This window comes from Paenibacillus terrae, from assembly GCF_000943545.1.
GTDB classification, from domain to species: Bacteria; Bacillota; Bacilli; order Paenibacillales; family Paenibacillaceae; genus Paenibacillus; species Paenibacillus terrae_A.
This window is the reverse complement of sequence record NZ_JTHP01000008.1, coordinates 62,961-78,516: the sequence shown is the minus strand read 5'-3', so window position 1 is coordinate 78,516 and position 15,556 is coordinate 62,961. Positions and strand designations below refer to the sequence as shown.

12 protein-coding genes are annotated in these 15,556 nt (G+C 46.4%); 5 read left to right on the top strand and 7 right to left on the bottom strand.

Annotation, left to right across the window (positions count from 1 at the left end; genetic code table 11):
- The first annotated feature begins 92 nt into the window (after window positions 1-92).
- Together QD47_RS06535 and QD47_RS06530 are read left to right on the top strand one after the other, a co-directional pair.
- Complete coding sequence (locus tag QD47_RS06535; RefSeq protein WP_044645359.1) at window positions 93-1,952, top strand: beta-glucoside-specific PTS transporter subunit IIABC; 1,860 nt, start codon at window positions 93-95, stop codon at window positions 1,950-1,952.
- Window positions 1,949-2,620: a DUF4867 family protein gene (locus QD47_RS06530; RefSeq protein ID WP_044645358.1), complete on the top strand. Its 672-nt coding sequence runs from the start codon at window positions 1,949-1,951 to the stop codon at window positions 2,618-2,620. The genes QD47_RS06535 and QD47_RS06530 overlap by 4 nt, the downstream gene beginning before the upstream one ends.
- Before the next feature lie 162 nt (window positions 2,621-2,782).
- Here QD47_RS06530 and QD47_RS06525 read toward each other — a convergent pair whose 3' ends face one another.
- Window positions 2,783-3,133 (bottom strand): Asp23/Gls24 family envelope stress response protein, encoded by a 351-nt coding sequence (locus QD47_RS06525; protein WP_044645357.1) that lies wholly within the window; start codon window positions 3,131-3,133, stop codon window positions 2,783-2,785.
- A gap of 48 nt (window positions 3,134-3,181) precedes the next feature.
- Entirely contained in the window at window positions 3,182-3,751 is a 570-nt protein-coding gene (locus QD47_RS06520) for a TetR/AcrR family transcriptional regulator (protein WP_044645356.1), read from the bottom strand.
- Window positions 3,752-4,080: 329 nt separating this feature from the next.
- Between QD47_RS06520 and nirB the strand changes: the two genes are divergently transcribed.
- Window positions 4,081-6,510, top strand: coding sequence for a nitrite reductase large subunit NirB (gene nirB / locus QD47_RS06515; protein ID WP_044645355.1), 2,430 nt, complete (start codon window positions 4,081-4,083; stop codon window positions 6,508-6,510).
- Between the two features lie 42 nt (window positions 6,511-6,552).
- Complete coding sequence (gene nirD / locus QD47_RS06510) at window positions 6,553-6,873, top strand: nitrite reductase small subunit NirD (RefSeq protein WP_044645354.1); 321 nt, start codon at window positions 6,553-6,555, stop codon at window positions 6,871-6,873.
- Between the two features lie 57 nt (window positions 6,874-6,930).
- Here nirD and QD47_RS06505 read toward each other — a convergent pair whose 3' ends face one another.
- The 5 genes from QD47_RS06505 to QD47_RS06490 form a co-directional block, all read right to left on the bottom strand.
- Window positions 6,931-8,220 (bottom strand): exosporium glycoprotein BclB-related protein, encoded by a 1,290-nt coding sequence (locus QD47_RS06505; RefSeq protein ID WP_044645353.1) that lies wholly within the window; start codon window positions 8,218-8,220, stop codon window positions 6,931-6,933.
- 149 nt (window positions 8,221-8,369) lie between these two features.
- On the bottom strand, window positions 8,370-8,894 hold the full coding sequence (locus tag QD47_RS06500; RefSeq protein WP_052646722.1) for a LysR family transcriptional regulator substrate-binding protein: 525 nt from the start codon (window positions 8,892-8,894) through the stop codon (window positions 8,370-8,372).
- A gap of 22 nt (window positions 8,895-8,916) precedes the next feature.
- Entirely contained in the window at window positions 8,917-9,021 is a 105-nt protein-coding gene (locus QD47_RS34055; protein ID WP_412177960.1) for a hypothetical protein, read from the bottom strand.
- A gap of 201 nt (window positions 9,022-9,222) precedes the next feature.
- On the bottom strand, window positions 9,223-13,134 hold the full coding sequence (locus QD47_RS06495; RefSeq protein WP_044645352.1) for an immunoglobulin-like domain-containing protein: 3,912 nt from the start codon (window positions 13,132-13,134) through the stop codon (window positions 9,223-9,225).
- A gap of 47 nt (window positions 13,135-13,181) precedes the next feature.
- Window positions 13,182-13,523: a phage tail protein gene (locus QD47_RS06490; RefSeq protein WP_044645351.1), complete on the bottom strand. Its 342-nt coding sequence runs from the start codon at window positions 13,521-13,523 to the stop codon at window positions 13,182-13,184.
- Between the two features lie 313 nt (window positions 13,524-13,836).
- Between QD47_RS06490 and QD47_RS06485 the strand changes: the two genes are divergently transcribed.
- Entirely contained in the window at window positions 13,837-15,546 is a 1,710-nt protein-coding gene (locus QD47_RS06485) for a spore germination protein (RefSeq protein WP_044645350.1), read from the top strand.
- The last annotated feature ends 10 nt before the right edge of the window (window positions 15,547-15,556 follow it).

Genomic DNA, 15,556 nt, shown 5'->3' with positions numbered 1-15,556 from the left:
AGAGTGCGCGTAGAGTCTTTGGATTACTATCATTTATGTAAACGTTTACTTTCATAAAAATATGCCAAATGAGGATAAAAGGAGCGAGCAGCATGTCCAATGAAAAACTGGCAAAAGACATTTTAGCATCCGTTGGCGGAGAAGAGAATGTCTCTAGCTTGGTGCATTGTGCCACTCGGCTGAGATTTAAATTAAAAAACAGGGATCAGGCCGACAAGAACAAAACACAAAATATTCCCGGAGTGATTACAGTTGTTGAAAACGGTGGACAATATCAAGTGGTTATTGGGAATACGGTAGGTGATGTATTTAAAGAAATTTCCCAAATCAGCAGTATTGGTGACAATGCTATCCAAGACCAGTCCTCCACGTCTGAAGGTAATTGGTTTAACAAAACGGTAGACATTATTTCGGGTATTTTCACACCATTTTTGGGAGCACTGGCGGCTTCCGGGATTTTGAAAGGGCTTTTATTAATGCTTGCCTCGTTGGGATGGCTCACCAAAACAGGTGGTGTCTATTCGATCTGGTTCGCTGCCGCAGACAGTATCTTTTATTTCCTGCCGCTGGCGATTGCAGTCACTTCTTCGAGAAAGTTTGGAGCAAATACGTTTGTAGCGCTTGCAGTAGCGGGAGCTCTGGTATACCCGAATATTATTACTTTGTATAACGATAAAGCGGATATTACTTTCTTCAATATTCCTGTTGTTCTTATGAGTTATACTTCTTCGGTTATTCCAGTGATTATCGCGGTTTGGTTACTATCGATTCTGGAGAAATTCCTGAATAGGGTTATTCATGATAGCGTGAAAAATTTTATAACGCCACTTATCTGTCTTATGGTCATTGTTCCCTTGACTCTGATCGCGGTTGGACCGATTGGAATATATGCGAGCTTGGGACTGGCTAAGGGTTACACTTTCTTATATAATTTGAGTCCGATTGTAGCAGGAATCATTTTGGGTGCTGGGTGGCAGCTGCTGGTAGTTATGGGTCTTCACTGGGCGTTTGTACCTATTATGTACAATAACATTGCGGTATACGGTTATGATACCATGAAACCATTAATGGCACCTTCTAACTTTGCACAAGCAGGTGCGGCACTGGGTGTATTCCTTAAAACTAGAAATCCAAAAGTTAAAGCGATTGCAGGCCCTGCGGCAATAACCGGTTTGTTCGGCATCACGGAACCGATCATCTACGGGATTAGTATCCGCTACAAAAAACCGTTCGTATGGGCTATTATCGGGGGTGCTATCGCCGGGGCGATCACGGGTGCTTCGGGTTCCGTGGCCATTGCTCCAGGTATACCGGGCTTGGCATCCCTGCCGATTTTCTTCGGCATAGGATTCGCCGGATTCGTAATTGCCATTACAGTAGCTTATGTATTCACAGCTATTACCACGTATTTCTTTGGATTTAATGATTCCATGGAAAAAGAGATGATTGCAGTCCATGAAGAGAAGAAAGAAGTTGAAACCCCAGCTCCTGCGCTGACGAATGAGAACATTTCCAGCCCGCTGACGGGTGTTGTCAAACCTTTATCCGAGATATCTGATGAAGTATTCTCCACAGGAGCCATGGGTAAAGGCGTTGCTATTGTGCCAGAGGACGGCAAGCTGCTTTCGCCATTCAACGGAACTATAGCTAATGCCTTCCGCACAGGCCATGCGATTGGCATTGTATCGGATGGAGGAACGGAGATCCTGGTCCACATCGGTATGGACACCGTCAAATTGAAAGGACAGCATTTTAAAACGCATATCTCAGAAGGGGATCGGGTTACCAAAGGTCAACTGCTAGTCGAGTTCGATATTGAGGAGATTAAAGCTCTGGGCTATGATATGACTACACCGATTATTGTGACCAATACAGCCGAATACTCTGATGTTAAGGTGCTGGGAAACAACCGAGTGTACACGGGAGATTCATTGCTGGAGGTCAAGCTATGAATACAATGGAAAGACTAAATCAAGTCAATGCACCTCAGGTCATTCAAGAGGTAATGAGTGAAGCGTTCCGCCCGTATGGGAGGCTGATGACTCATTTCAATACGATAGAGCTTATCAAGTATGCAAAAGAAACCACTATCGTTCCCAATCAGGGAAATCATTATGTACCCTCGGTTGCAGAACTCGAAGCCTTTGGTGTAATTCATCGCATTCAAGATGAGGTGTATGGCCAACTCCCGATTCAGGCTGGCTTTTGTGCAGGGCAGAATACAGGACTAACAGGGCTGGAATATCATCAGGGCAGCGAGGTGGTGATTGCTGCGACGGACTGTATCCACCTTGTCGGCAAAGTACAGGACATTGAAAATAATACCTATGATAGCGAAAATGTTCAAGCTTTTTTCCAGCCTAAAAACACAGTAGTTGAGCTATATTCAACGACACTTCATTATGCTCCTTGCAAGGTTGACAGTGAAGGGTATTTGACGATGGTGATCCTCCCGGCAGGAACGAATATGCCGCTTGAAATAAGTGGGGACCATCAGGGAAACCCATTGCTTACGAAGAAAAATAAATTTCTCATGGTTCACGGCTCGCAGACGGAAAAAATTGCAGCCGGGGTTCACCCCGGACTGCACGGCAAGTTGATGAATATTTCATCAATTTGAGTCAAAGTCAATAATTCATAAAGCAAAGAAACCGCTTCTGGAGCAAGTTGAATGGTAGTTCCATTCTTCCAGAGGACGGTTTCTTTGTCGATTAATCTATAAAATATATAATGTGGAGTGCCATAGAAGTTAAGCTGTTCTGTAGAAAGGATTGCTGCGCGATTAATTAACGGATAGGGATATCCCTTGTACTTTGACGTTTATCATGCCAATGGATAGGCCCGTATATTTCTCAATGGCTTCCCGAACATTCTTCTGTAATTCTCTGCCTACATCGTACATTCTTGTTCCGTAATGAACAACAATGCTTAAATCGACATCCAGTCCTGATTCTGTCACATGAAGTTCAATGCCATTTTGCAGGCTTTTCCCACTTAACTTATTAGTGATTCCTTCGACGACTCCTGTTGACATCGATGCAATTCCCATTGTTGCCGTTGCTGTCTTGCCAATGATTTTAGAAATAGCGTCTTTGGAAATCGCAATACTCCCTAGTACGTTTTGAACTAACATTTAGATTCCTCCTCGCGTGGTTCGCCTCTTCATAATCCAGTGTGATCATTAATCAGTTGCTTTGAATCCATGGTAAAAAGTATTTATTACCAGTGCCGCTGCAGAATTTTTCGCAATATTGCCGTTCCTTACTTGCTGCCATGTTAGAAATAGCAGCGAGTAGAGGACATTCATGATCCAATTTTTATCGATATGCGGAAGAAAATAACCTTTTTGTTGCAATATTTCAATTACATGTAAGATGGGTTCCCTTAGCTTCTGATCCGCTCCTTCAATTTCCTTGTTGAAGTTGACGGATGCATCATGAGCAAGAAAATAAATTTTATCTCCTAACGGAATAAGTGCCTCAATCAACTCTGGAATGTAATTTTCATAGTTTTCCTCGTCCAAGGAAATCCCTTTCATGGTTTCACTTACGACTTCGATGGCCCGAAATCCCAGATAAATCATCAGTTGCTCTCTGCTTTCAACATATCGATGCAATGTGGCAATACCAATTCCTGCATAATCGGCAATCTCATTCATGGAGGCGTTTGGCTTTTCAATAAGTAGCATGGTAGCTACATCCAAAAGGCTGTTAAGCCTCACTTGCTTGATCGTTGTCATGTCTTTCTTCATTGGAACTCCTTATTTATTTGATATCATATATTATTAATTGATAGTTTTTTGTATCATTTAATTGAATTTTAAATCAAATATTGAGAAGAGTCAAATAGGAGCATCCACTTTTCAAAAATCGTCATTATAACTCAATTTCAATTTCAATTTCGGTTTCAGTTTCTTACCTTTATCCCTTGAATTTGAATAGGGAAATCCCTAAACATTTATAATTTGAACTACATTGTGACTGTGATCACATATAGCTCTATCTGCTGCATTAGAATAGAAGCATAAGCAATATTCATAAGAACGTAGGAAATCTTGTCGAATGAATGGAGGACCGGTACATGACAAACGGTAAACAAAAGCTTGTTGTGATTGGAAACGGTATGGCCGGCATCAATACGGTCGAGCAAATTTTAAAATTAACGGATAAATATGAAATTACGGTTCTTGGAAATGAGCCACATCCGAACTATAACAGGATCATGCTTTCTTATGTTCTGGAAGGTAGTAAAACTATTGAGGACATCATACTGAACGATTTGCAATGGTACGAGGATCAAGGGATTTCTTTATATACAGGGAAAACGGTGCGGAGCATCGACGGAGAAAGAAAGAGGATTCACACTGAGGACGGACTTGAAATTGATTACGATGTAGCTTTGGTGGCTACTGGCTCTCAATCGTTTATTTTGCCTATTCCGGGAAAAGAATTACCAGGCGTCATCGGTTTTCGAGATATCGCCGATTGCTCGGCAATGCTTGAGGCGGCGAAAACTTATAAAAAGGCAGCAGTCATTGGTGGAGGGCTGTTGGGACTGGAAGCGGCTAAAGGCTTGGTCAATCTCGGCATGGACGTAACGGTCATTCATTTGATGGAGGATCTGATGGAACGTCAGCTGGACCGGGAAGCCTCTGCGATGCTGAAAGCAGAACTAGAACGCCAGGGAATCAAGTTTGCTATGCAAATGCAAACTTCGGAGGTGTACGGTCAAGATCGGGTACAAGGATTGCGGTTTTCAGACGGAAGCGAGCTGGAAGCGGATTTGGTCGTTATGGCCGTCGGGATCAAGCCTAATATTCAGGTAGCTGTGCAAAGTGGTATGGAAACGAACCGTGGTATTGTAGTCGATGATTTGATGAGAACCTCTGTGCCGGATGTATATGCTGTAGGGGAATGTGTTGAACACCGCGGAACCTGTTACGGCTTGGTAGCTCCGCTGTTTGAACAGGGGAGTGTAATTGCCAAACATTTGGCAGGTGCGGATACTGAAGGTTATATGGGATCGGTGGTTTCCACCAAGCTCAAAATTTCAGGGGTGGATGTTTTCTCGGCTGGTGAATTCATAACCCAGCCTGAACATACGGTGATTGTGGCAAAGGATGAGTGGAAGCGCACGTACAAAAAAGTGCTGCTTCGTGAAAATAAGATTGTTGGAACTGTACTGTTTGGCGATGTGAGCGAATCTGCTAGTCTTCAAAAATATGTGCGTCAGCAAACGTTGATGACGGATGAGATATATGGACAGATCATGGGTACCGGATGCAGTAAAGACGGGGCTAAGACCTTATCCGCCGAGATCATGGCAGATGATGAAATTGTCTGTGGCTGCAACGGTGTGACCAAAAAGGCGATTGTCGATGCGATCAATGAAAATGGACTGACCACAGTCGACGAAATTAAGGCATGTACCGGTGCCACACGTTCCTGTGGGGGGTGCAAGCCAGTCGTTGAACAAATTCTTCAGTATGTTCTTGGAGACAGCTTCAAGACGACAGCCAAGCAAGGAATATGTGGCTGCACAACATTGAGCCGGGACGAGATTGTAGCGGCTATTAAAACCAAGGGTCTTACAACGACGCGTGAAGTCATGAATGTGCTTGGTTGGCATAATGATGAAGGATGTTCCAAATGCCGCCCGGCGCTGAATTATTACTTGGGTATGATTAACCCGGATACCTATGAAAATGAGGAAGATTCCCGTTTCGTCAACGAGCGGTTGCACGCGAACATTCAAAAAGATGGAACGTTTACAGTTGTTCCAAGAATGTACGGCGGTGTAACAACTCCAGAGGATTTGAAGAAAATAGCTGATGTTTCTCTTAAATACAACGTTAAAGTTGTTAAAGTAACAGGAGGACAGCGGCTAGATTTGATTGGTGTCCGTAAAGAGGATTTGCCTAAAGTATGGGAAGAACTCGATATGCCGTCGGGATATGCCTACGCCAAATCTCTTCGTACAGTTAAAACCTGTGTTGGATCACAATTTTGCCGTTTTGGCACACAGGATTCTATGGGAATGGGAGAGTTGCTGGAACGGAAATTTGAAAGATTGGATTTTCCGGCAAAATTTAAATTAGCGGTCAACGGGTGTCCCCGCAACTGTGCGGAATCGTGTACGAAGGATATCGGGATTGTAGGCAATGATGGAGGCTGGGAGATTTTTATCGGTGGAAACGGCGGTATAAAAGCGCGGTTGGCTGATTCGCTCTGTAAAGTGAAGACGGACGATGAATTAATTGATATTGTGGGAAGCGTGATGCAACTGTACCGGGAAACAGGCCAATATCTGGAACGTACTTCGGAATGGGTCGAACGGACCGGCCTTGAAGAGATACGGAAGGCTGTCGTTCACGATGTAGATCATCGCAAAGCTTTAGTAGAACGGATCGAATTTGCACTGCAGCAGGTTGAAGACCCGTGGAAAAAGATCATCAACGATGCCGATTCGCGCAAAAATTTATTTGAAGTAGTTACACCGTCTGTTCTGTGAATGCTTTTTAAATAATGCCTAAAGAAGGGAGCAATCAAGCGAATGATCAAGCATGCTGAGTGGCTTATCGTCGGTAACAGTAAGGATTTCCCAAATAGAATTGGGCGGACGATCCGGTTGGATGATAACGAAATCGCAGTTTTCCGCACTTCGGAGAACAAGCTTTACGCTGTTGAAAATTCCAGCCCGCATCCTAAAGGGGGGCCGCTTACCGAAGCGATGGTATCTGGTCATTACATTTATGATCCGCTATGTGATTGGAAGATTGATTTGGAGACGGGTATCGTTCAAGAGCCTGATCACGGACAAATTAAAACATTCACCATTCGGGAAGATGGAGAAGAAGTGAAAATATCACTTTAATGCAAATAAGAAAAGGCTCGGCAGGAACAAGTCCTGCTGAGCCCTTTTCGTCTTGGATCAGGTAATGGTAATGCCTGCGCTCGCATAACCCACAACGGTATTCACAAGAGAAATTCCCGTAGCAGTCGCGGAAAAGACCAGGAGCAGACGAGTTTGTGCAGTTACCGGTATTGCTAATCCTGTTGTGATACCACTGGAAATTGTACCCAGGGCAACGATGCCTGTAAGTGGTGGTGCCAGAGTAACTGCGGCTCCAGGTACCGCTGTAAAGGTATTGTTAGGTGTAGGCGAACTGAACAACTGGGCAGTAATCGTTGAGGATGAACTTACTAGAGCAAGCGCAGCCGTTGTACTAAAATATCCGGCAATCGATGTAATGACGCCATCCCGTGGAACGGAGAAAGCAAAGTTGATCAGTGGACCGACAAGCGTACCTGTCAGGTCTATGGTTCCACCCACAAGGCTAATGCCTGTTGCCGAGCTTCCGAAGCCGATTAGACTGGTAGTGCCCACCAAGCCGCCAGCAATGGTTGTCAAAGTCGCAGGTCCGCCAGAAGCAAACGGAATGATCGCTCCCGAACCCGTGGCCCCGGTAGCTCCGACGGCTCCAACGGCGCCATCTGCGCCCGTAGCGCCTGTGGCTCCGGTAGCACCCCCGGCGGGTCCTGCCGCGCCAGTAGCTCCAGCAGCCCCTACTGGCCCAGCGGCGCCGATAGGTCCAGCGGCGCCGATAGGTCCGGCAGCACCGACAGGCCCGGCAGCACCAACAGGCCCGGCAGGTCCAACAGGACCCACAGCTCCTTGTGGTCCTGCCGCACCCACAGGTCCTGGTCCACCGACAGGACCTGGCGCACCGCCCGGCCCAACAGGTCCGGCAGGCCCTTGTGGCCCGGGTGTGCCTGACGTGCCTCCCAATGCAATACTGATAGCCGTTTCGGCGCTTCTGATTGCACTGATCAAACTGTCTTTAAGGGCAGGATCAAGGGGTTCCTGCAAAATAATAGACAATAAGACTTCCAGCAGTTGTTGCAGTGTCGTTCCAACACCGATCGGGGAGAAAGGAGTGGCTTCCGACGCCACGATAGCCAGTTCCAACGCCGCTAATAAATCTGTCTTAGCCGAGCCTCTAAGTCTCAATTTATTTGCGAGAGCTAATAACCGATGTAAAATCTGTTGCAATGAAGTTACATTAGCCGCAGACGGGTTTGCGAAAACGAGCGGGATGATGGCGACTAATTCCTGAATCAGTTTGAGAAGTTCTTCCTTTTCTCTACTAATTTTAGGTGGTTTGCAGTCCTCGTCTTTTTTTGAAGCGCCACTGAACCTGAACGGTTTTCTGTGTTTCATGTTCAAATATCTCCTCCTTCACATTTCTCCCTACTGTAGAGGTGACAGGTGGATCATCGCCCCGTTTCGCAGATATAACAGTATATTTTCTGAAGCGAAAAGGGTGAATCACCACACAAGAATTATTATTGGAGGCTTGTACATAAGCTTTAATATCGATTTTCTGTATTTCCAAACCGTGCTTCACCTATTGAAATAGCAAGCCCTTCTAATATAGCGCTCTGAATTGCACTATCCGAGTTCGTCTTGAACAAAATATTCACGTCACCAAACTGCTCGGTAAAGTCTCTGATAAACATATCTATATAGTCCTCCTTATATAAAACAAAGGAATAGGCTCTCATTTCCTCAGGGGTAATAGATTTCTGTGAAGCCAGTGGAGAGTTCCTTCCGGCAACAACCATCATTTTGCCTTGGTAGAGGGTATCGAAGGGCCGAGCCTCCTGCTGTAGTAAATCCTCGGGAAGAGCGTTCATGCCCAGATTAATTTTACCTTGCCGCACCAGTTGAAGGGTCTTTAGAGAGTCTTGTTGCGTGACCTCAATGTGAACTTCCGGATGCTCCTTTTTTAGCGAGACAATAACGTTGACCAGTGTCGCCATTTCCCCAGGTATAGTGCCCAAACGCAGAAAACCACTTAAGGCGTGCTTGCGGTTTTCTGATTCCAGCAGCATTTCTTGAATGATTTTTGTTGCTTCAAAAAGCTTTCTTAATGAATAGCTGGCCTTCTTCCGTGGAGGTTGTACCGGATCTTGAACGGATGAACAGCTTGAGTCCAAGTTCTTTTTCGAGAGCGGTTATAGCCTGACTGATGGCGGATTGAAGCGCATCAGGCGCATAAGCTTCCTGACTCCGTGTCTCTTGAGGAAGGAGCCCTTATTGAGCCAGCTGCTGTGTGTATATCATTCACAAACAAAGCGCGGTCTCCGAATAACTCGGAAACCGCGCTGTTTTGCTTATACTCCACTAATATATCTAAATCCATTGGGTACTTAATCAGTCTTATTTGAAAATACGTTCCAGCAGTTCAGCCATTTCGCCTCGGCTGATAGCTGCTTTGGGTTGGAGCGTTCCATCAGGATAGCCGCTGATCCATCCAGAGGATACAGCTGCTTTGAATGCTGTGGAAGCCCAGGAAGCGATCTGCTGCTCATCCTTATAGGATTGCAATGTGACCGTGCTTGTGGCAGATGCCTTATCCGCCATCGCATGTGAGAATATCACCATTGCCTGTTCACGGGTAAGACTCTCATCGGGGCCGAATGTCTGAGCATTTAACCCTTCGATCCATCCCTTACGATGAGCGGCATCTACGGCTGATGCAGCCCAGTGCCCTTTCATATCTGTAAATGAGGCAGGTATACTCTCATCTCCATTGGTCCCCAACGCTCTGGTCAGTATGGATACAAATTCTGCACGGCTTACTGCACGCTCCGGACGCATCTTGCCATCTTTGTAGCCTTGTAGCCAGCCTTTGTCTGCCAGCGATTGCAAGGATTTCGCCGCCCAATGGCCCTGGATATCCGACCATACCGTAGCTGCACCTTGCGAATCCGCTGAATTTGTTGTGCCGTCCTGCACGTTTGTATTATCGGATGAAGATTTTGTATCGGTAGAAACTGCAATCGCAAAGGTACTAAACCGGGTCGTATCGAAACCCACAGCCGATAGGTTCCCTTTTGAATCCCTCACAGCCGTACCTTTCAGAATCTCATGCTCTCCATTGTCATGAATAACGAGAATAGAAAACTGGGGTTCCTTGCCCTGCAATTCACGGATGGACTCGGCATCCAGCGGCAGAACGATGTGCGATGTACTACCTGTAACGTTAGCCTTGATTTCCACAGCCGTGCCAATCAGCTTCAGGCTGGATTGTTGTCCGGCCCAATCTCGGATCTGCTGTGTACGCTGTGCATCTGCCCGCTGGAATGACAATGCAACGTCCTGCTGACCCGAGAACATACGGGTTAAGGCATCACTGGATAGCATCAGTGTTCCATATTGGGATATGACCGCGGCCCCGACTTTATCCCATTTATTCAGCGAAGAATAGGGAAGAACAACACGGCTGGTATCCTTTTCCTGCTCTAGTTGAATATCTGCGTAAGCCTTGCCTTCCATGCGGGCCTGAGTGATTTGTCCGTCCAGAAATGCCACAGAAGGAGTATAGATGATGATGGCTTTTCCCTGTTCAGAAAATCCGGGTTGCAGTTGTATAAGAGAGTTGTTGTAGTCCTCGTCTCGGTCTTTTTTATTAGAATTGCCCGTGTCTACAATGACCTTAGCAGGAACGGTTACTTCTATTTGTTGTGTCAGGGCGTGAGAACCGTCGCTTACCTTGGTGACCTCCAGTATTACAGCAACCGTCGTTTTGGTTGCTGCCGGGAAGATAGCTCCATCTGTACGGATAATATCCGGCTGGCTGCTACTGCTGAGGATCAGGCGGAAGCCCTCAGGTACAGCAGGCAGCTTGAGCAGGGTATCATTTGCAGCAGGCGTTGTTAGGCTTGAGATGGAATCGGCTACACGTTGGGCAGTTAGTCCTTGGGCATACACCAATCTGGAAGGAGCGCTCTCCATGCCATTCACGATCTGTAGCACGTAGTAGCTGATACCCTCAGGAACAGGCGTAAATATATATTTCCCTTCTCCCGAAGCGGTCCCTTCCGCAATAAGCTCCTGCTGGGCATTGTACAGCTCAAGCCGTGCGCCTGGCCAAGCGCCTGTAACGATCACCGAGGCGGTAGCGTCATTGCCTGCTGCGGCTTCAATAGCACGGGGCAGCACGTTTATGCGACGTTCGGCTGGCTCAGCCGACCAACCTGAGTTATCGTTATACGCATAGTTCAATACGTAGACACCGGGCACATTCGTATCCACGTTGCCGATGCCTGACAGATCCGGTACCAAAACATTGCCGTACACACTGTCCAGCACGCTGGCTCCCGGATCGGTGAAGCTGCTGCCAGCTTCCAGAATGATCGGGTTGTTGCCGTTCAAACGTACATAGGGTGTATTCGGCAACGCCTTCAATACCGTGATCATGAATGATCTTTGTACGGAGGCTGAACCTTTGGATATAGTGGCCTTTAATTGTACATTCACATCACCGTCTATAAACCTCGGCCGATTTACTTGACCCGTACTGCTGAGAACATCCGGTTGATCCGAAGACCAATCAATACGTGTGTCGAATGCTCCTGCATCGGGCAGAGTAATTGAATCCTTAATCCCCTGCGGGTATTCCAGTTTCAGGGTATTTGCTGCCAAATTTACTGCTTCATCAGCACTTACGGGCAGTGCGGGCACGAGCAGGCTGAATGTTTTTCGAAGTTCAACTCCGCCTCTTGTCAGAACAGCTTCCAGTGTAATGGTTTGATCGCCCTGTACATAGCTCGGGAACGTGACCTGACCGTTGTGATCCAGGAACTCGGGGTGATTCGAAGTCCATGACACCTGAACGCCGTTCAAGCCTTCTTTCGGCAAATATATGTCCCTGGTTACGGTGGTTACAGGTACATCAAGTGCCTTGTAAGCTGCGTTTACAGCTTCAATATCGTTCATCGGCAGACTGAGCACATGTGCAGTGAAATTCTTTGTTTTCGTTAAGCCTTCGAGATGCAGGACAGCCGTCAGGGTAACATCTGTATCTCCATCAATATAGGAGGGTCTGCTAAGTGTTCCATCTGGTGCGATAACAAGTGGATTGGCAGAGGACCATTCGATCTGGACACCACCATAGCCGGACAGAGGAAGAGACAAATTTTCTTTCACCGCAGACAAATCGCCCAGTGACAGGCTATCTGCTGCCTGATCCAGTGTATTTTGTGCAGCTACCTTCAATACGGTAACGTCAAAAGTTTGGGTATCCGAAGCGGTTCCCTTTGTAATCGTCGCGGTCAGCTTTACTTTCCGATCACCCGAATCGTAGCGCGGGCGTGTGACAGCCCCCTCATTGGTGATGACATCAGGGGTATCTGAACTCCAGCTTACCGTTGTATCGTTCAATCCAGTCAGTGGCAGTGTCAGTCGTTGTGATACCGTAGCAGCCGAATCTCCTGATGCAAAGCCAGGAGCCAGTGCAGCTTTGGCCTGTGCAACATAATCGGCATCGGTCAGAATATTCACCGTGACCTCTACGGGAGCACTTTCCCCCTTAACATTCACAGCCTGAAGGCTGTAAAGAGCTGCACCGGGAGGTAATGACGAAGAATCTGTGAATTGGGTTAAGGGTCCTGTATACAACAGGGTGACACCATTTCGGATGACCTTGTATGAAGTCGCATAAGGAACAGCATCCCAGCTTAATTCCACCGTATTTCCATTTTTGGTTCCTGTAAAATGACCAGGAGCCTGTGGAACGGGTAAGCGCTCCCCATAAGCTTCAAATTCCATGACAGAAGCCCATTGGTTGTTTCTTGCATTTCCTTGATCAATATACAGACGCAAGTATCGTGCAGTCACCGGGGAAATACTTCGGCTAAAATGAGCGTCAGCGTTATTTTGAACAGTATCGGAAGTAACCCAATTCGCTCCATCACTGCTCGTTTGCAGTCGGAAACTGTAAGGATCGCGCTGATCCTGCCATCCATTAATGATTCCCATACCTGCTACACCGTAGCGATCCACGATATACCAGTCTCCCAGATTTACCTGAATCCATTTTTCGCCGTTGCTGGCTTGATACCAGCGGCTTGTCGGCTCATAGGAGCCGTCCACTGCTCTGGCGGGTTCATAGGGCTGGCTGTAGCCGCTTGATGTTACGGGTTTGTTAAGCACTACATTTTCCATACCAGCAGCACGGGCTTCATTCGTCCCTATGAGCAGAACCGCACCGCCGATAATGGGCAGCAGTGGAATCAGCAAACGATAGGGTTTTATTTTGTTGCGTGTGAAGTTATTGTCTTTGAGCAAGCTATCACCTCTTCTTCAGAAAAATAGCATAGTGCTTTGCACACTTATTATTCGCGAGTTGGGAACATACCTTGAGTTGCAATGTAGTAGTCCACATTCGGCACCGGGGAAGCCCCGCGCAAATCTGGCAAAGCAAAGGTGTTTACTCCATTGCCACCGAAATTAGTTCCCAGCAGAGAAAACAACGCTGTATTCTGCTGAATACTCAAGATCTGACCTTCGCATTTTAACCATCCCCTGGGAGCGAAAGTGTAAGGATACATCGTAATTTCTCCGAGGTAAGGCATATCTGCTGCTTGTGCCTGTTTGGGGCTTATTGCAGTTCCTCCTACCAAAATGACCGCTAACAAACTCAACACAGCGGCTTTCTTCCAAAGATGATTCTTCATACCTACAACCCCTTTTCAAATTCGAATAATAGACAACGAATTCAACAAATTCGTGACATTAGTCATGGAATGAAATGATACTATCATGAATTTGGGCTTTTTACATCGCTAGACACCTATCAAATACACCATTTTATTCCTTTTATTAGGCAAGAATTTTATCGCACTAACTAAGTATCTCTTTGAAGGAATATCCCTTTGTTATGTCTCGAATGTGCATCTGATGGTGAGGTGCGGATCAATGCTCATGCATTTTTTTTCTAATCCCGGTAAATATATATACAAATCGGATGTAGGCGAAGGGGGAAGGGACATGTGGCAGGCAATTGTAACTCATATGCCCAAATGGACAGTGTTAGTACAGGCTATCTTTTTGTCCATTGTACCTTTACTCATCTTGTTGGCGGTTCGACAAATTAAAACGGTCGACGGCAGAGAAAGCAGACGCAAGGAACGAATAGAGCTGCTTGAAGAACGCGACCTTGCAGAGCAAGATGCTCGCGATCCTTCTGAAAGCAAGGATCCGAATGTTAGTAAGAATGAGGACGAAAGCTATTCTGAGGATTATGAGGCGAATGTAACGAAGATGAGACAAGCCATAATGGATATGGCGGATGTTAATCAAAAGTCTATTTTTCTGGATCATTTACAGGTCAGGGTAAGTCTGTTTTGTGTAGATGGCTTAACGGACAAGACCAGCATGGACCAAAATATAATCAAGCCACTGCTGGATTGGGGAAGCTCAGACCAAGAGGAAGAAATACCGCAAGGCGATGCACTCCGGGATATGGTTATCCGTCAAGTTATGCTTGTAGTGGAGACAGAGCATACGCAGGATGTGAAATATTCTTTGCAGAAGGTTTTGTTCGGCTCTATCGTACTCTTGATCGAGGGTACTTCAGGTGTACTTATTCTGGGTTCATCCAAGGGTAAAACTCGCGGAGTGGAGGAACCATTATCAGAATCGGTATTGCGAGGTCCACGGATTGGCTTCACAGAGGTACTCAGCGATAATACAGCCTTATTGCGCAGACACGGAGAAAGTACCGAACTGGCCATGCATTCCTTCAAAGTCGGCAAGAGGGTGCAAAAGCAGCTCATGGTTGTCTATTTCAGGGACATTGCTAATTCTGAGCTTGTAGAGGAGGTAAAACGGCGGATCAAAACCATTGATGTGGATGAAGTCATGGAGTCAGGCTATGTAGAGCAGCTCATTGAGGACAATTTTCTCAGTCCTTTTATGCAAATTCAAAATACGGAGAGACCTGACAGGGTGATGGCTGCTCTGTTGGAGGGACGTGTGGCTGTGCTGCTGGATGGTACTCCTTTCGCCCTCCTAATGCCTGTAACCTACGATATGATGCTCCAGTCGCCTGAGGATTACTATGAGCGATGGCTATCGGGTTCCCTGATTCGGTTGCTGCGTTTTATGGCAACGGGCATTTCCCTGTTCGCACCGGCCCTCTACATTTCCTTTATTTCGTTTCATCCCGGGCTTATTCCCACCAAGCTGGTTATTTCTATCGTCAGCGCAAGACAAGGTGTACCCTTTTCTACATTGATCGAGGCTCTGATTATGGAAACCTCCATTGAAATTCTGCGTGAAGCAGGATTGCGTCTGCCCAAGCCTATAGGGCCTGCTATGGGTATTGTCGGCGGTCTGATTATTGGACAGGCTGCGGTTAATGCCGGAATTGTAAGTCCCATTTTAGTCATTGTTGTGGCAGTTACAGCGATCTCTTCGTTTGCCACACCTGTGTACAGTTCCGGGATTTCGATGCGTATGCTTCGCTTTGCGGGGATGTTTGTTGCAGCCATATTCGGTTTGTATGGTGTAATTCTGTTTTTCCTGCTGCTGGTTATCCATATGGCTAAGTTAAAAAGCTTTGGATTGTCTTATCTTAGTTTGACATCTCCGCGTTCGTTGAGGGACTGGAAGGATTACATGATTCGGGCGCCGTTACATTTTATGAAACGCAGACCCCGTCTGCTAAATCCCAAACAACCCAAGCGGAAAGGCTAGTTATTTAGGA